Here is a 17400-nt window from a genome sequence, read left to right on the forward strand (position 1 = left end):
CTACTCGCCAGATCGTAAAAATAGGTAGCAGTCAGTAGACCATAGTTTTGCTTAGGCTGATCGTTGAGCCAATGGTTGCACCAGTTACTGCGTGCTTGAAACTGATGTGCTTCACGCTGTCGGCCATCCCGAAGAAAGTCTCCATCAATACGGAGTCAATAGTGGCAAGAGTAGTGTCATTTGCCATCCAGCTTTCGCCAGTTTGGGCGGCGGTGCGCAGGTGCAGGGAATCAGCATAAAAGAGCAAGGTGGTCAGTTCCGGTTCCTGCCGGATGCGTATGCCGGCAAAGGAAGGCACCCGTTCACGACAGTTAATATCTTCCCCACGTAAGGATTCGTAAACGGCTTCTTCCCCATTACCAGAGAGCTTCATGCCAAGGTATTCCGGCTCGTCAAAGCCGGGCTTTTCGTACAGGTACTGAACGCCGGGGCGAAAGAGTTGCCAGTCAAAGGCCTGCCCAAGCACCACGTTATCAAAAAAGCTGAAGTCAAAGGGCTCGCCGCACAAAGCTCCGTCGGGAGCAAGGGTAGCCTCCAGGTCATTGAGGTTTTGGGACTGAGCACCCACCGTGAAATAAGGACCACCCAACTGCTGGAAATAATAGCCTGACTTGACTTCTTCCCTTAAGCCATTTACTTCCCAGACGCCTTCTGCTGTTTGAAAGAGATAAGGAGAACGTCTTTTACCCAACCCGAAGCAACTGAAGTCTTTTAGGTAGACCAATACCAGCGAAGTTTCTCCGTTGCTTCCGGGAGCCTCAGCGACTACGGCAGCGCCGGGTTGGGCGTTTAACCAATTGTGTCTTTCTTCGGTCAGCCGATATCTTCCGGATAGGTTCTCGGTGAAACTGAGGTCATAGGCTGCTTCCCGTTCTAAGTTCTTCACGGTGAAACGGAACTCATCGTAGGTGAAACCCTGTTCCCAGGAACCAGTGACGGAGTCTCGTTGGAAATCTCCAACCCTGATCTTGTGTTGCTTTGCGATATAAATGTAGTCTCCGGCCCCATCGATATAAGCTTCCTGAACGCGTTCAACATCAAGGATGGTACCCTCCGGAATTTCCAGCACGTTATCTAAAACGGGGAGCTGCTGTTCCTCCTCCGGAGTAATTGCCAGCCATCGGGGCATTGCCGTTTGCGGCTTAATCAGCTCATGGAAGAATACGGATGTTAACAGGCCATGGTTTTTGCTGATCCGAATAGAAGCGGCAACGCTGCTACCGTCCGCTAAAAGCGCGAAACTGATGTATTTGACGCTGTCCGTAAACGTACCAAATACCTCCTCCCGAACGGAATCAACCCTGGCAAGAACCAGACTTGTAGCCATCCAGCTTTCTCCGGGTGTAGCATTATTTCGGATAATGACATTTTCCCGGTCTGCTCCCATATTCATGGTGGTAGTCCCGTCAGTTTGCTGTACTTCTTCACCGGCAAAAGAAGGCACCAACTTGAAGCTGGCGCGTGAATGCTCAACAACCTCGTCAAGGGACCTATATGCGGCTAACGGGCCGTTCTCGTCAGGGTGGTCATCATCTACCTTCAGTTGCATCCCCAGCATCGGCGATTCATAGTCCCCGTCTGCGGTCAGGTCTTCAAACAGGTACTGAACGCCCAGGTGAAAGAATTGATAATCAAATCCCTCCTGAGCAAAAAGCTGCAAGGAGGAGACGCAAAAAAGGCAGGTAAGGATCAGGTGTCTCATAAGTTGTTTAGGTGAATACCTAATCAATATACGAGTTCAGCACTGTCGGTCCAAAAGGACTTATTTTATAATTGCTCCATTGTCCGTTCCATTGCACCTGCGACCGCGCCTCATTAGTCAGGGAGTCAAATAGTCAGGGAGTCTCGCCCACTATTTGAAACACTGACGTTCTGACTGCTTGACTAATCACTCCACGGAAGTGAAAAAGTTACAGTCCACCGCACCATTCTCCATGGCCTGTTTTGCCAGCCCGAAACGGAAGGGCAACGCACCATTGGTGGTCATCTCTTCCATGGGCACAGTGTCCGGATTTACGTTGTCCACCTTATGCGTGTAATGGTCGTATTTCTTCTTCAAAAATTTGAAGACAGTGCCGTCTTTCACATAATGACGGTACTGCGCCGTTGTATTTTTGACGCCGGGAATCATATTGCCGTTACTGTCTTGCATCATAGGACCATCCAGCTGCCAGGTATTGGTTTCGGATAGCTGGAAAATGAGTTGCCCGTCCTGAAAGTACCAACGGTCGGTTGTCGTCTGCTGTGTACCGTCTTTGTACTGGTTGAGCGCGAGTACGATCTTTCCGTTTTCAGTGTGCAGTTGAATGCTGCCGTCGAGTTCACCACAGTGATAATCAACATTGCGTTGCTGCAACATCCCTTTTTCGTACTGGTCTTCAATCCGGCCGTATTCGTTGCGGATGGCGTCGATCCTTTCGTCTCCACTTTCCTGCCGGTCGAGGGGAACGGCGGCAGGGGCGGGTTCCGTCGTAGTGGCGGTAATGGGGGCCTCGTTGCCGGAGCAACTGAGTAAAAGGGCGAAGACGAGCAGTGAGAAGTAGCGCATAGTATAAGAATCAGGGAGTCAATTAGTCAGGGGGGCAGGGAGTCAGGGAGTCAGATAGTCAAGGAGTCAGTCCAGTACTCTTTGACTATCTGACTCCTTGACTATTCTTCCTCCATCTTGCGGCAAAGCAGTGGCAAGACTGAGTCATACCAGTCGATCAGGGCAATTTCCTTTGCCAGCGTTAGATCTTCGCAGGCACCAGCGAGGCGGTTGTGGTCCATCCTGATCTGGCCTCGTATGATGCGGAAACGACCGTCGCGCGGGAACATATCAACAGCTTGGTCCATCTTGGCCAGGCCGGCCTCAAGGGTGATGCTATCCTGGGAAAGCTGCTGACCTTCGGAGATCATGGCAACTGCATCGTTATATTGGTCGAGAACAACTTTACATGCTGCTGATTCGGGTGCGAAGGTGAAGCTCACGTCGTAAGCTGAGCTTACCGGGCGGCCCTCATATTCACCCGGAGACCAAAGTCCGTAGGAGCTGGTGGCTACGTTTACGGCTTCGAAAGTGAAATCGGAGCCCAGGTCATTATAGTCGATAATGTCCTGTACGTCAACCTGCCCGTTGGGGTGCACGATAAGTTGTACGTCCAGCTGGCCGGTACTGCAGCTGTCTTCCCCACTGGCTGGATAGTTGATCTTACTGTTGAAATATCCACCGAGGTCGCCTTCGTTGCCGGTGAACGTAAGGGCTTTGGTTAATTCGGTATAAATGGTGTCCCGCCCGGAAAGCACGTAAGGCTTGCGCTCCTCCAGCCGGAAACGGATGGGCAAGATATATTTAAAGCGGACGAACTCGCCGTCGCGCACCGCTGGTCGGAAGCGGACTTCGTTGGCCATCCCGGCGACGGCCCGCAGGGCCGAAAGGCCCAATTGCGCTCCAGGATCACGCAAAATTTGAGCCTTGGATATATAGCCATTGGCCTCCACCACGAAACCAATTACTACCATGCCACTGACGTTGTTTTCGCGAGCCTCCGCAGGGTATAGGGCACGGCCATTAATGTAACTTAAGAGGGCAATCTGAGAACATTCAGATTTGGCGGCAGCGGTGGTATCCAACCGCTCGCAGGGAGAGGGGAACCGTGGCGCCTCATCGGCAATATCGTAAATGGTCGTATCTACCGTCACGGAGTCGGGAGCAACGGGGGCAGGGGCGTCCTGAGCCAACAGAAAGAATGGCAGGGAACAGAGGAGCGTAAGTAACGTTTTCATTTGCGTAAGCGTAGGGGAGTAGTAGATAGTTGGTTTTGGCGCTCTCGTGTGAATGGAGGGCAAATATAGGGTACTGGGGGCGAGATTTTGGAAAGATGTGCTACCTCGACCTTTACAAACAGCCTCTTGTACAGTTCCTGTTCGTCCGTCCCCGTCTTTGCAGCCCCGCTTAGTTATTCCCTTCGGTCATGCTCTCCGCTTCGCTCCTGGTCAGAGACCGGGTTGCCCTAAACGCCCTTGCAGCTTGCTAGGAACCTCGTGCCGACTGGAGCAGGAATGCCGCGTCAATATGGAAACGATGTGGTTGACCAGAAATTCGCAGCCGAAACATAAAACCATTGCTGAATTTCCAGAAACTTATCCAAAGCTGATTAAGAGGGTATTTCGCGACTACGTTCTGCTATTGAAGGATCGGGATTTGATCCTGGTCACGTCCCAGACAAGCTTGAAAAGCAATACGTTTTCGGTATTTAGAGCAGCAGCTATAAAAGCCATCATTCTGATGGTTTCAGATGAATTGTGGACTATTAATATAATTGATTTGTAATTTAATAAGTAGTCTTAATCACCCAATTAAGTAGTTATACCCATTATTAATAATGCGCGTTTTTACGCTTGCGCTCCCTTGTCTGCCGTACTAATTTTGGTGTATCAAGGCAACGGGGAGGAGCGAATCACTTTCGGTTAAATCTTTTCCGGTGCCATTTTTTTCACCTCTTTATTTAAATCATTGTTATTATGGAAAATCAAACCACTTTCCAGGCTGAAGCTACCCACCAAGCCAAGCAGCGTCACCTCGTCGAGATGTCGAAACTCCACGCCAACCTGAAGTTGGATGCGCAGGCCTACACAACTACCGTGGCATCGGGATCTTGTGCCTTCGTATTCCTGTACCTTCAGTGCGACTGTAACCTCACTTTTTCCGATGGATTAAATCTTACCTTCAATGGTAAAGGTATTGTAGCGGGGCTTGGTGCTACGGGCTCTATGGCCGGCCAGGCTTCCTTCAACGTAGATCCACATACGTTGAAAGGCGCGAGTGGCATTTCTTTCGAAGCTGCCGCCATCGGAGTCGGAGTCGCTGGCTTTCAGGTAACCTGGTATAAGGACAACCAGTATATCGGTCACGGAGAATTTGCCGGAGCCGGAGCACAACTTGGTACGCCGGGTGGCGGCTGGGGCACCTTCTCCTAATTACTTTCGGGTAGCCGTTTTGTCCATCAGGACTATCGGATTTTAGTATCGCCGATGCTGAAAGCGGTCATCAGGTGCCTTCGCGCACAAGGTGACCGTTTTCGGAGTCGGCTTTGCTTTTTTAAGCGTACACCGCTATACACATGGCGTTGCTTTTTCCCAACGTACATTCTGTGATCTTTATGGAAAATCGACCGTAAAGTGGGTCATGTATATTCCCATAAAGCGCAATTATGATAAAATAAGAAGTAACGCTTATTGACCTATTCTCCTAAATCCCACTAATAACCACCACGGTGTCCACCCCCCAAGGTGGATTAGGTGGCTTACGGCGCGCACCATTGTCCAGATCAAAAATACCAAAGATGACCGGCAGGTCGTACCGGTGTGGCGGGTACGGGGTGAAGCCGTCAGTCAGCACCAGAATAGAGTCTGGTCGGGGAACTTGCTCCAGCGCGGCTTCGATCCCTGCAACCATATTGGTGCCACCGCCGCCAGCCAGCTGATGAACCTTAAAGGCTTCGGCAGCAGCCACCAGGGTAACGGGCTCGTAGACCTTGTTGTCACAAGGAATGATCGTTACGGGGTATTGAAAGACGCGTAATACACCGGCGACCTCGGCCAGCGCGCGTTGCAGGAGGTCCGGGCCCATAGAGCCGGAAGTGTCGACCACAACAGTAATTCGGGCGGTTTTATCTCCCCTTAATGAGGGTGTGAGAATGGGATGGTAGACCGATTGCCGCCGGCTGGGCCGTTGGAAACTGTAGTCGATCCGGCTACCCAGTCCTTTGCGAATGGCGACACTCATGCGGTGGCCGAGACTGCGTCGCCAGTCGACTTGCGGGACTAGTGTGTCTTCGGCCCAGGAGCGCCAGCTTTCGGGGATACTGCTGTTGCCTGCCTTCCGGATACGTTGTGCCACTTCCCGGCGTAACACCTGATCGTCGAGCGAGCTGATGTGCTGTCGTTCATTGCCCGCTTCCCAGTCCCGGGATTGGTTATGGACGCCGCTGCCGTCGTCGTGTGGAGCTTGCAAGTCCGGATGGTCAGAAAATATGGTGGCGTAGTAGACTTCAGCTAAGAGGCCACGTTCCAGTCCAAAGGCGTCGGGTAACATCCCCGGATAATGCAGCGGCATGGTGAGGCCAGCCCATTGGCCGTCGTTGATCTCGAAGTCTGCCGCAATGTTCCAAAGCCTGGCGGCTTTATCTCCCACCAGGTTGCCGTCCTTAGCCCGCTCCGCGTGCTGTCGTAGCCGATGGCTGATCTCGTGAACCCAGATAAAGCCAAGTTCTGCCAGGGCTTCAGGTCTTGGCCGGCGCGTCCAAATGTCTTCAACTACCTCCGGATTCCAGTATACGTTGTAGTGTAGGTCTATTGCTGCAACGTCGACGGACGGCGTCACCAGTATCCGGCAGCGAAAGAGTGCAGGTGCAAACCAGGGCAGCTTCTCCGCTGCGTAGGCACGAGCGAATCGAAGATGGTCAAGTAGTTCGTTAGCTGAGGACACTGATGAATTCGTTGAGGCCGGGATCGCTGAACAGGCTGGTGATGTGGGTATGTACGTCGGCTAATTCATCGGGGCCTGCAGCCTGAGCGGCATTGACCAGGTCGTGCATCCATTTTGTCCGGGCCAGGTCTTTGAGCGGGACGAAGACAACGTCACGCCGTCCACTACTGAAGGCCACCTCGGCCAGGGTGAGATAAACCCGGGAATAAGCAAGTAATTCATCCTCAGAGGAAACATGTTTCAACTGGTCGTTCAGGCTGGCGAAGAGCACGAAGACTTCACCATCGTCAAAATCCTTCAGGTCAATGCTCGTTTTTCCGGACAGGAGCTCGACCGGGTCCGGCAGGCGCAGATTAGTCAGGTATTCGAGCAGCATGATGGCGACGGGTTCCCCAAGGCAACCAGTAGTAAGCTCGAAGAGGACGTTGTTGTTACCTCCGTCGGAGAGGTGGTAGCCGAGGAGGTCCGCTGCGGCTAGCAGGGCTGCTGCAAAATCCCAGCTGCGAGGACTTGCGAAGCCGTATTTGTTTTCTTCCGGGCTGGCGTGCAGCGCATCGGGTTTGATGCGGAAGAAACCCGTGATCTTTGTCTGGTACTCCCGAAGTTTCTCGGCGTGGGCTGCAGGATCAATTTCGGGTAGTACTCCCATCTCCCAGCCATGGTTGAGGGCGTTGATGTAGACGTCGGCGGGTATGTCCCAGTTAAGGTGGACGAAGCGGTTACGGAGTGGGGGAGAGAGCTCCCAGCCACCGACCATAAGGTCGGGCGGATTGGCCGCTGCCACAATCCTAACCCCGGAGGGTAGTGGGTGAAAACCAACTTTGCGTTCGAAGACGACGCGCAGCAGGGCAGATTGCACGGAGGGAGGTGCGGTACTTAGTTCATCGAGAAAGAGGATGCCCGTTTCGGTTTCTTTGAAATCGTCGACCCAGCGGGGGACAGCGTAATTTACTTTTCCGTCTTCGAGTACTGGAAGTCCACTGAAATCAGTGGGGTCATGAATGGAAGCGATCAAAGTGGTTACGGCCAGGTCTTTGGTGGCCAGGCCCTCGATAAAGCTGGACTTACCAACGCCGGGCCTGCCCCATAGCAAAACGGGGATTCCGGTCAGGCCCTGGGGAGAAGGGGTGGCCAAGGCAATGAGTAGGGCTTCGGCGCCGGTGGGGAGATGCTGAGATGTGTTCACGAAGATTAGTAAACGGGGAAGGCGATGGTTAGTTGAGGTTAGTGAGCTATTGATTACACTAATGGGTGTTTTCCGAACCGGACGCTCGCAGTACTCGAAAACCCTCCGTTCCGCTTCGGGTTCGAGACCTTACGAGGTCCTAATCGCCCTACTTAGTACCTCGCAGCGTCTTCGTCAATAGAGCCGAAGGCGAAATTGAGGAGGTCCGCATCCGGTCTCAATTTGAAAAAGTCCAGTAGTCTGGCAATTGACTTACCTGCTTACACCAATGTTGAACGTAATGTCGGCCTTGACCCTTACGGAGTCTGTGGGCATAATTGCCCGATATAAATAACCATTATATTCTAACTCGGCTCTCAGTAAAAACGCGTTGGATATTCGGCACTCGTTCCCCAAGTTGCCAAAAAGCTCGGGGGTTGCTATAACTTCAGCAGTAGGATCGGTCTTGGTGAAAAAGACCCCCTCAATGTAGTTGATGGAACGAACGTGAGAGGTGTAATAGTCACCGTTGATGATGCAGGCAACTACAAAGTATACGTTGGGGTCATTGAAGATGCCTACACCGGTTTCCAGCACATTATTAAGATTTATAAATCCTTTGTCGGCTCCGGATTGGCCAAAATAATAGATAGCAACAGGAGGTCCCTGCCAACCTGAGTCGGTAGTGAGGTAGCCCCAGGAATAGCGCTCATAAAAATATTCGCCATGACTCCCTCCCGAAATTTGGGTGCTTCCCGCTACGTAAGGGCTGTTGCACCAATCATCATAATGTGCATACAGTAGGGTGTCACTGTTCTCGAGGTTAGTAATGAAGAATTCAGTTGTTTCATGTTCTGCCGGTGGCAGGATGACCTCCTCATCATCGGGAGCGCATCCATTTATTTGAATGCCTAAGAATACGAGGAAGAGGAACCTGAAGAGTTGTTTCATTAAAGGCTTGTTTAGGGTCTGTTAAAAGGTGGGACTTTCATCCCATTGCTAAAAGTAAATGACCGCCAGAGCGCAACCAAATCTAGGTAGAGAATAAATTTTAGGAGTGTCCGTCGTTTCCCACCTTGCTTTCGTCGACCTTTTTTTGCACCTGCGGCCCCGCCCTGCATATTTGTATCATCAACAACAAAAGAACTTTAAAATACCCTCAAAAATGATCTGGAAGAATTTTATCCTCGCACTTAACAATTACCTGAAATTTGAAGGAAGAAGCCGCCGGGCAGAATTCTGGAGTTTCGTTTTGGTAACGATGTTGTTCGGAGCCGCTGCGAGTTTTTGGGATAACCTGATTTTCAACGAAAGAGAATTCTTTGAAGGTTTGGTAAACCTGGCCTTCCTGGTTCCTTCTATTGCTGTATCAACCCGTCGTCTTCACGATATCGGTCGCAGCGGCTGGTGGCAATTACTTTGGCTGACGGGAATTGGTGGTTTAGTGCTGATTTACTGGTACGCTCAAGACAGTGACAGCAACCGCAACGAATACGGCAGTAGCCCCAAGTACGACTTCGTTGATAACGACAACGATACCCTGTACAATGATAATGAGATCGTCTGATCTCGCCGATAAATTTTATGCATCAGTTTCGTGGCGATGTCTCTTATGGGGACATCGCCACTTTTGTTGAAGCGCCTAGTCCCGCCAAACAAACGGAAACAACACCAAGCCCACAGCCAGCGCCAATAAGTCGATGGCCAGTGCCAATAGAAGGTAAGAGGTTTCTTGTCCGGAGGTCAGCCCAACGGCGTAGCCTCCAGCATTGACCAGTAAATAAAGCAGTGGAATAACCAGCGGAAAACTAAGCACCGCCATTAAGGTGCCACTGCCGCCAGCCCGGGCCGCCAAAGCGGCTACGAAGGTAAGGATCGCACTCAGTCCGGCTCCGGCCAGCATCAATGCCAGGATGAAATAGCCTGGTTCGAGTACATAATTCTGTGAGGTAAAGAAACCCAGTAAAGCCCAGGTCAGCCCACTCACGAGCCAAATGATCAGGGTGTTGTAGAGGAATTTACTGATCAGTAAAGCCTCCGGTCCGGCCAGGGTGTAATAGTAGTAATGTCGTTTACCTCCCTCCCTAAGGAAGCTTCGTCCTGAAGCAACCGTTGCTCCGAAAAACAACACTACCCAGTATAAAGCGTTAAAGGTCATGGGGCTGAACCGCTGCACCGCAAAATAAATAACAACGGTGGTTGCTGCCACATAGAGTAGTACGCTTCCAAGGGCATATCTATTCCTCCATTCCGTCCTCACCTCCCACCCCAGGAGGTGAATTATTTGCCGTAGGGTGCTCATGGCGCTAAGGTAAGCGCTTGACTTACTATCTTGCGCCTTCCCTGGATTATTGTCTTTCCCTTATGCCATTGAAACAGCTCTTTTTTACATTATCTCTACTTGTTCTCACTTCGACCCTGGCGGCCGAGCATCTGCTCGTGACTGCACAAAAAGGCGATGGTATTTATGCTGTGTTGCGCCGCTACCAGTTGTTAGACTATAGTTGTAACCTCGAAGAATTTTACCGACTGAACAGTCTGAAACCGAATGCTAATCTCCTGGTGGGGAGAACCTATAAGCTGCCCATCGAAGTAGTTAACTATAATGGTAAGAGCATCCGGAGCTCAACGGGGAATGAGGATTTTACCCGGGCACTGAACATCCAGTATTACAATGAGGAATTGCTGGAATTGGAGGTTCGCTCCAAGGATTTCCGGGAGGATAAAATCCTGTATGTTCCTTACCACATCGATAATTGCTACGAGGAGAACCTGAAAGCTGCGCCGGAAGAAATCGTTGGTACCGGAGAGATCGCCAAAACGGGAGGGAACCCCGACAGCCTGGCGCAGGTGCCGAGCCAGGTGACGACGAGTGCCTACCGGACCTTCAACATTTTTGGCGAAAAGTATGCTTATGTTCCTAAGATGGACGATAAGCTCGCCGGCCGGATCTTCTACGTCGTCTCCGGACACGGTGGCCCCGACCCGGGAACGATCGGTAAGCGATCAGGTCATCACCTACACGAAGATGAATATGCTTACGATGTAGCCCTGCGGGTAACCCGTAACATCCTGGCCCACGGCGGTACGCCCTACATGATTATCCGGGATACTGACGGCATCCGTGACGAGCGCTACCTGAAAGGAGATAAAGACGAGACAGCCTGGGGAGGGCAACCAATCCCTTACCAACAAAAAGCCCGGCTGGGACAGCGCAGCACCATCATCAATAAGCTTTATGATGAAAACCTGGCTAAAGGCATTACGGACCAGACAATGTTGGCCATCCACGTAGACAGCCGGCAAAAAAACAAAACAATTGACCTCTTCTTCTATCATTTCGAGGGAGACCTCGTGGGCGCCAAACAGGCCGAACGGATGCACACCATGATAAAAACGCAATATGACCGGGTACGGAAAGGCCGTGGCTATACCGGCACCGTAGGTGCACGTGACCTTTGGGTGCTCCGTGAAACCAAACCAAGTGGCGTTTTCATCGAACTGGGCAATATTACCAATCCATCGGACCAGGTCCGGATAGTGGAGCCGAGTAACCGGCAATTGATTGCGGATTGGCTGGTGATGGGACTGTTTAAGTAGGCGAAAAGTCGCTGACTCCTTTTCTCGGTAAACGGGCCTTCGGCCCTGGTAGACGGCCTTCGGCCTTGCAGATTGATAGGCTACCGCATGAGGCAGCTCGCTTCGCTCGTACGGCTTCGCCTACCGTGAATAGTAGCAAAATTTGATCAAAATGACGGTAAGACTTGCAGGCGTAGCCTGAGGATTGTTTCTTCCGACAACCCGACAACCCGACAACCCGACAACCCGACAACCCGACAACCCGACAACCCGACAACCCGACAACCATGACCTTAACCTCCAATGTCAAACAACTCGCCCAAGCCGCCGGCTTCTCCTTCGTAGGGGTAGCCAAAGCGGAGATGATGGACGAAGAGGCCCACCGGCTGGAGGAATGGCTGAGCCAGGGCCGCCATGGCACCATGCGGTGGATGGAGAACCATTTCGATAAACGTGTGGACCCGACTAAACTGGTGCCGGGGGCGAAGACGGTAATCTCACTACTGTACAACTACTTCCCGGAAGATGAATCACCTAGCCAGGAGGCGCCAAAAATCAGCCGATATGCTTACGGGGAAGACTACCACCGGGTGATTCGGGCAAAGCTGAAGGAATTGGTTTTCCGGATCGAAGAACTGATCGGCGCGCCGATGGATGGGCGGGTATTTGTGGACAGTGCGCCAGTGATGGAACGAGACTGGGCCAAACGCGCCGGGGTAGGGTGGGCTGGCAAAAATACCCTCCTCATCAACCCAAAAGCCGGTAGCTATTTCTTCCTGTCTGAGATTATCTCGGACCTGGACCTTGAACCAGACACTCAAATTAAAGATTATTGCGGTACCTGTACGGCCTGTATCGACGCTTGTCCAACCGAGGCGATCAGCCCACAGGGCTTTTTACTCGATGGTAGTAAATGCATCAGTTACCTGACGATTGAATTGCGCGAGGCCATCCCGGAGGAATTTGCCGGGCGGATGGAAGGATGGGCCTTCGGCTGTGATATCTGTCAGGAAGTTTGTCCCTGGAATAGATTCAGCACCCCGCATAAAGAACCCGCCTTTTCCCCACATGCCGACCTGCCAGAGATGACGACGAGAGAAATGACGGAGATGACGGAAGAGGTGTTCCGAAAGGTATTCCAGAAGTCGGCCGTGAAGCGAACTAAATATGCCGGGCTGCGGCGTAATATTGATTTTTTGTCCCGATGAGGGGCGCTACGCGCCTGCGGCGCGTTGCAGTAGTTGCAGGGTCGGTTCGCTCCTTGTTGCAGAGGTCGCTTATGCTCCCGTTGCAGTGCGCCTGTGGCGCGTTGCAGGGGTTGCAGGGTCGGTTCGCTCCTTGTTTCAGAGGTCGCTTATGCTTCCGTTGCAGTGCGCCTGCGGCGCGTTGGAGTAGTTGCAGGGTCGCTTCGCTCCTTGTTGCAGAGGTCGCTTATGCTTCCGTTGCAGTGCGCCTGCGGCGCGTTGCAGGGGTTGCAGGGTCGCCCTCGCTCCTGTTGCAGGTGTTACATTGTCGCTTCTTGTAAAGGCGGCGCTGCAAAAACTGCAACCCCTGCAACGCGAGCGCTAGCGAGCCTTTTGCAACGTGAGCGGAAGCGAACCTCAGAATTCAACTAATATGTACCAACTAACCTTTCCCCTAGCCCTGCTTCTTTTAACGTTCCTGGCACCTGCGTGCGCGCCAAAGGACCCACCGTCTCCGCCCGCAACATTACAAAATCTGGTTTTGCTTACGGATACTACGCAATGGGAAGCGACCACGCTGCAGTCCCTGCAAGACAGCCTGGCTTCAAGCGGCTACCGCGTCATCACCAGTGGCTATCCTGGTGAAACGGCTGCGGAACTAACGGCCCGACTGCCCTGGCTTTTGCAGCCTGGAGTGGATGTCTTGCTTTATGACGATCGGCTGGCGGGAGCTGCTTTATTTGATAGTCTTGTGCAGAGGGTTGGCTTGTTGTCTCCTCATACTGAGGTACAGGGTTTAACCACTAAGGCATTCAGGCATTAAGGAGCTACACTAAGAGCTAAGGTGTTGGAGTAACCATTAAGGGCATTAAGGAGCTACACTAAGAGCTAGGGTGTTGGAGTAACCATTAAGGGCATTCAGGCATTAAGGAGTTACACTAAGAAGTAGGGTGTTGGAGTAACTATAAGGGCCACACGAGCGAGGCGAGCATTCACTTGCGGTAGCACTTCCTACTACCCGCTACAAGGGCGGAGCCCGCACTACAACGAAAAGGAGCGCAGCGACTTTTGGACTACCCTTTCGGAATCAAAACATACCCAGTCGTAGCCAACCGCCCAAAATCATCGTAGCTGATCCGGACGTAGCCCGCATCGGCCCAGTGCCGTCCGAAGAGGCCACGAAGTTCAAACGTTTCGCTGTTGCCATCGTAGCCAACCACGGTGAGGAAGTGTGTTTCCCCGGTTGGGGTAGCTGTTGAATAGGCATTGGTCCGCAGGGAAGAAAAGGTCGCATCGGTATGGAGTTCCACGATCACCGGATTGCCGCGACTGAGGGCTTTACGCGTTTCGAAAACGCGGTTGCGCGCCCGGGTTTCGGGACGGAACAGGTAGCCGAAGTTCGTGATGGTGTACTTAGGCACGGAGTACACGGCCGTTGGGATGGTCGGGCTGCCATAAGGAACGATGGCCGCTGAAACGGTTCCTTGCTGGACTAAAAAACGCAGTCCGTCCTCCATCGTAGGGCGCTTGCCCTGGGCGGCGAGGTTAAGGGTAAGGAAATCTGGGCTCAGGTTGTCTTTGAAGTTACTGTTCAGGTTTTGATAGTACTCCAGTGTGCCGGTCAGTGCATAGGCCCACTCCATTTGCGGGTGGGGTGCCTGGCGAATGGGCATCATGTAGCTTTTGATGTTCTGCCGGAGCAGATCTTCCCGTGAATCGCTGCCGATGCCGGGGATGTAGAACATCATCTGGTCGAGCATTGACGCGTCGTCCAGACCAAGTACAGCGGCTGTGCCACGTGTTTCGCCGTAACTGACAGCGGGTCTTTGGGCGCGGACGCTGGTGCAAGCCAGGGTGAACAGGAGCAGGGTAAGGAAGCCACGGTAAAGCATATTCTATCGGTCTCTGATGATGAAAGGAACTATAACTCTCAACGCTCCGTGAACAGCTTTTCGTTTAACCATTACCGGATGGTTTAGGGAACGGTCGTTTATCTTAGTGTTCAGTAATCCGGATTCGGGGATCAGCCATCAATAGCCTGGATTCAGTGTTCAATAGTCACCAATCAATAATTAATAATTATCAATCAACCATCAACGCGCCTGGCACCCACACCTTCGGGCTATCTCCACCGGGGCAACGCAGCTAACTTCGCCCTGAACGCTCTCCTTGCCGGAGAGAATGGCCATATCCTGCTTCGCATCGATGACCTCGACCGCGCCCGCTTTCGTGAGGAATACCTCGAAGACATCTTCAAAGTAGTCGACTGGTTAGGCATCACCGTCACCGACGGTCCGAGGGACGCAGCTGACTTCCACGCCAACTGGAGCCAGGAGCACCGCCTGTCCCAATACCGGGAGGCATTGAGTCGACTCCGTGGCCATCCCTTAGTTTTCGCCTGCCCCTGTTCCCGTAAAGATCTCGCCTCCGGCGAGCATCGCTATGATTGCCTCAACGGAGAACGCTCCCTTGACGACGTGAACGTAGCCTGGCGCATCAATACCCGGGAGCTTGGCCCGGTGACCATTCCCGACCTCGTCCGGCCAACGCCCTTCATCGTTGACCTGCACCAGGAGATGCCAGACTTCGTCGTCCGCAAAAAAGACGGCCGGCCGAGTTACCAGCCGGCCTGTGTTGTGGACGATGTCATCTTCAATATCAATTATGTGGGCCGTGGGGAAGACCTGCTGCCGAGCACGGCCGCTCAGGCGGTGTTGTCAGAAATGCTGGGCTTCGCCCCGCTGTTCGAGCGGATCAGCTTCGTCCATCACCCGCTGGTGACAAGTACTGATGGTGCGAAACTGAGTAAGTCTGCCGGGAACGCCGAAGGACCAATCGTCGGCACTTCCGGAGAACCCGCCGACTTTTTTGACGTCGCTCGGAGTTGGCTGACTACTGCCTAATTTCGTTGCGCCTGCTGCCTGCGTAACTCTGCCAGTCGCTCCTTAGTCATCAGGTTCACCTGGTATGGGTACTTACCGTAGTTTTTCGCATTTTTCATCAACTTACTTACCCTGAAAAAGCTAAAATTATCGGGCGAATAGTTGACCAGTTCATCGTTCGAAATCTGCCGGCGGTCTACCCAGACGCCATATTCCTTACTGTCTTGCCATTCCTTAAGCTGCGCGGCTGAGGGAGTCTTTTCCTCAAATTCATTCCAGTCCATTGGTGGTGGTGGCGGTGGAATTGCCGGAGGAGCTGGCGGGGCTACACCGGGTGGCGCCGGTGGAGCAGGAGGCGCGGGAGGCGCCGGAGCAGCAATGGGAGTTGCCGCTGGAGCCTTTGGAGCTTTACCGGGAGGCATGGGCGGGAACGGCGGTGGAGGTGGCGGTACGTCAGGCCAGGGATACGCCTTCTCGGTAAACAGGAAAACATGCAGGCCATTATCTCCAGATCCCTCAGGTGCTTTCAGCACATAGTACTGACTGAAGTCTTCTGGTTTATAATCTTTTAGCCTGGAAGCATCGACTCGTTGCTGATCAATGCGAAACTCATTGTCCTTATTTGCTTCCCAGGTTGCCAGCTGTTTTGCGGTGGGAATGGCCTGCTTGACGTCCTTGAAGCGGTGCTGCACTGACACAGGTGCCTTGGTTGGTGGCGGTGGCTTTTGAGCGTAGCCTACTTGCCCGAACAGGAACAAGAGTGCTACCCAAAGCAAACCGGAAGTGAACAGTTTCATCAACGGGCGCGGACTGCCTGCTGCGTGTAAATTCATCATTTGAAATCGTTTTTTGGTGAGGTAGAAATCAACGCCGCTGCTGAATTCCGGTGAAGCCGGACGCCGCAGGGCCGCAAGTAATTGTTGTTGGTAGGAAACAGGATCGATGCCCTGCTGAAGTACTGCCTGGTCGGCAAGCAACTCATGGTTCACCCGGATAGCGCGCTCATAATGACCAAGCAGCGGGTTGAACCAGAAGACCACCCGTAACGCCCCAACGAAAAGGCGGTCGATACTGTGCCACTGTCGGGCGTGAGCCAGCTCGTGGGCCAGGACCTCCTTCGCTGGAGGGGCGGCTTCGTAGAAAAATATCCAGTGCCCAAAGGTGTGCGTCGCCGTCGGCTCCGCCAGCCCAATTAGCCGAATGCCCGGTGCAATTTCTTGTGAACTGGTCGCCTTAGAAAGGCAGTTTCTTACCGACCAGAGCGCCTTCAGCATACGGACGAGGTAAACCAAAACGCCAAGGCCATACAGAACTACCACCAGTGGCCACAACAAATCACTCAGGGAATACACTTCGACGGGAGGGAACTCCGGCGTGCCGGAGAAACCGGTGCCTGGTTCAATAGGTATGCCGCTGCCGATAGTCGGCGCGAAGACGCGTACGGGCTGAGCAAATAACGGCGGTACGGCCACCAATGGAATGACGAAGGACAATAGCAGGCTGCCCAGCAGATAAGCCCGTTTCCAATGTCCGAGTGGCTCTTGATCCAGGAGAAGTTTATAACAGCCGAAGGCGATCAACTGGATCAGCACCGTCTTCAATAAATAACTTAGCCAGATCATTTCTTGTCCTTTAATTGGCTGTCGATCATTTGCTGAAGTTCTTCCAGCTGCTCACGCGTCAAGTCGGCCCCGTCAGTAAACAGGGACGCAAAAGCGGTCGGAGAATCGGCAAAAAAGTCGGAAATCATGCCTTTTACCTGCTTGCCGAAATACGCCTTTTTACTGACCAGCGAGTAGTACTCCCGACTGTTGCCCCGCAGGCGGTAGCCAACTACTTTCTTATCCGTCATCCGTCGGATCAGCGTAGCCACGGTGGTTTTTGCCGGCTTGGGGTCGGGTAGGGCCTCCAGCAGGTCCTTCATGAAGCAGGGCTCCAACTCCCACAGGTACTTCATCAGTTGTTCTTCGGTATTTGAAAGCGGCATGGTCTATGTTTGTGGACTTTGTTCTACAAATGTAGATCAATTAGCGTGAATTTGCAAATTCTCCCTGAAATCTGATCACGAAAATGTCGCTTAATCTATTTTTCACCCATGAGATTCCTGAGTCGCCTTAGCCA

General features: G+C 52.7%; 16 protein-coding genes. 6 read left to right on the plus strand and 10 right to left on the minus strand.

The features are described 5' to 3' along the window. Window positions 1–31: 31 nt before the first annotated feature. The 3 genes from B036_RS0122300 to B036_RS32510 form a co-directional block, all read right to left on the minus strand. On the minus strand, window positions 32–1702 hold the full coding sequence (locus tag B036_RS0122300; protein WP_026232242.1) for a hypothetical protein: 1671 nt from the start codon (window positions 1700–1702) through the stop codon (window positions 32–34). A gap of 186 nt (window positions 1703–1888) precedes the next feature. Then, complete coding sequence (locus tag B036_RS0122305) at window positions 1889–2548, minus strand: hypothetical protein (protein ID WP_020570964.1); 660 nt, start codon at window positions 2546–2548, stop codon at window positions 1889–1891. Between the two features lie 101 nt (window positions 2549–2649). After that, window positions 2650–3765, minus strand: a complete 1116-nt coding sequence (locus tag B036_RS32510; protein ID WP_020570965.1) for an energy transducer TonB — start codon at window positions 3763–3765, stop codon at window positions 2650–2652. A gap of 738 nt (window positions 3766–4503) precedes the next feature. Between B036_RS32510 and B036_RS0122320 the strand changes: the two genes are divergently transcribed. Continuing rightward, window positions 4504–4959: a hypothetical protein gene (locus B036_RS0122320; RefSeq protein ID WP_020570967.1), complete on the plus strand. Its 456-nt coding sequence runs from the start codon at window positions 4504–4506 to the stop codon at window positions 4957–4959. Between the two features lie 271 nt (window positions 4960–5230). Here B036_RS0122320 and B036_RS30570 read toward each other — a convergent pair whose 3' ends face one another. From B036_RS30570 to B036_RS0122335, 3 genes are all read right to left on the minus strand, one after another. Next, window positions 5231–6469, minus strand: coding sequence for a vWA domain-containing protein (locus B036_RS30570; protein WP_020570968.1), 1239 nt, complete (start codon window positions 6467–6469; stop codon window positions 5231–5233). After that, window positions 6456–7655, minus strand: a complete 1200-nt coding sequence (locus B036_RS0122330) for an AAA family ATPase (RefSeq protein ID WP_020570969.1) — start codon at window positions 7653–7655, stop codon at window positions 6456–6458. Before B036_RS0122330 ends, B036_RS30570 begins: the two co-directional genes overlap by 14 nt. Window positions 7656–7907: 252 nt before the next feature. Then, window positions 7908–8585, minus strand: a complete 678-nt coding sequence (locus B036_RS0122335; RefSeq protein ID WP_020570970.1) for a hypothetical protein — start codon at window positions 8583–8585, stop codon at window positions 7908–7910. A 214-nt stretch (window positions 8586–8799) separates the two neighbouring features. Between B036_RS0122335 and B036_RS30575 the strand changes: the two genes are divergently transcribed. Continuing rightward, on the plus strand, window positions 8800–9201 hold the full coding sequence (locus B036_RS30575; protein ID WP_020570971.1) for a DUF805 domain-containing protein: 402 nt from the start codon (window positions 8800–8802) through the stop codon (window positions 9199–9201). A gap of 75 nt (window positions 9202–9276) precedes the next feature. On the opposite strand, the gene B036_RS0122345 is transcribed toward B036_RS30575, so the two are convergent. Continuing rightward, entirely contained in the window at window positions 9277–9936 is a 660-nt protein-coding gene (locus B036_RS0122345; protein ID WP_020570972.1) for a heme exporter protein CcmB, read from the minus strand. Window positions 9937–10004: 68 nt separating this feature from the next. Between B036_RS0122345 and B036_RS0122350 the strand changes: the two genes are divergently transcribed. The 3 genes from B036_RS0122350 to B036_RS0122360 all read left to right on the plus strand — a co-directional run bounded on the left by B036_RS0122350 (window position 10005) and on the right by B036_RS0122360 (window position 13220). Next, window positions 10005–11234 carry an N-acetylmuramoyl-L-alanine amidase family protein gene (locus B036_RS0122350; protein ID WP_169435089.1) on the plus strand — a complete coding sequence of 410 codons (1230 nt, stop codon included), beginning with the start codon at window positions 10005–10007 and terminating at the stop codon, window positions 11232–11234. A gap of 266 nt (window positions 11235–11500) precedes the next feature. After that, complete coding sequence (gene queG / locus B036_RS0122355; protein ID WP_020570974.1) at window positions 11501–12421, plus strand: tRNA epoxyqueuosine(34) reductase QueG; 921 nt, start codon at window positions 11501–11503, stop codon at window positions 12419–12421. 409 nt (window positions 12422–12830) lie between these two features. Further along, window positions 12831–13220: an SGNH/GDSL hydrolase family protein gene (locus tag B036_RS0122360; RefSeq protein WP_026232245.1), complete on the plus strand. Its 390-nt coding sequence runs from the start codon at window positions 12831–12833 to the stop codon at window positions 13218–13220. A 250-nt stretch (window positions 13221–13470) separates the two neighbouring features. Here B036_RS0122360 and B036_RS0122365 read toward each other — a convergent pair whose 3' ends face one another. Beyond that, window positions 13471–14289, minus strand: coding sequence for a C1 family peptidase (locus B036_RS0122365; protein WP_020570976.1), 819 nt, complete (start codon window positions 14287–14289; stop codon window positions 13471–13473). 210 nt (window positions 14290–14499) lie between these two features. Between B036_RS0122365 and B036_RS30580 the strand changes: the two genes are divergently transcribed. Continuing rightward, window positions 14500–15300 (plus strand): glutamate--tRNA ligase family protein, encoded by an 801-nt coding sequence (locus B036_RS30580; protein ID WP_264758377.1) that lies wholly within the window; start codon window positions 14500–14502, stop codon window positions 15298–15300. Here the strand turns inward: B036_RS30580 and B036_RS0122375 are convergent. Both B036_RS0122375 and B036_RS0122380 read right to left on the minus strand, forming a co-directional pair. Further along, window positions 15297–16901 carry a M56 family metallopeptidase gene (locus B036_RS0122375; protein ID WP_020570978.1) on the minus strand — a complete coding sequence of 535 codons (1605 nt, stop codon included), beginning with the start codon at window positions 16899–16901 and terminating at the stop codon, window positions 15297–15299. The genes B036_RS30580 and B036_RS0122375 overlap by 4 nt on opposite strands. Further along, on the minus strand, window positions 16898–17266 hold the full coding sequence (locus tag B036_RS0122380) for a BlaI/MecI/CopY family transcriptional regulator (RefSeq protein WP_020570979.1): 369 nt from the start codon (window positions 17264–17266) through the stop codon (window positions 16898–16900). Before B036_RS0122380 ends, B036_RS0122375 begins: the two co-directional genes overlap by 4 nt. Window positions 17267–17400 lie beyond the last annotated feature (134 nt).

Source organism: Neolewinella persica DSM 23188 (assembly GCF_000373105.1).
Classification (GTDB): domain Bacteria; phylum Bacteroidota; class Bacteroidia; order Chitinophagales; family Saprospiraceae; genus Neolewinella; species Neolewinella persica.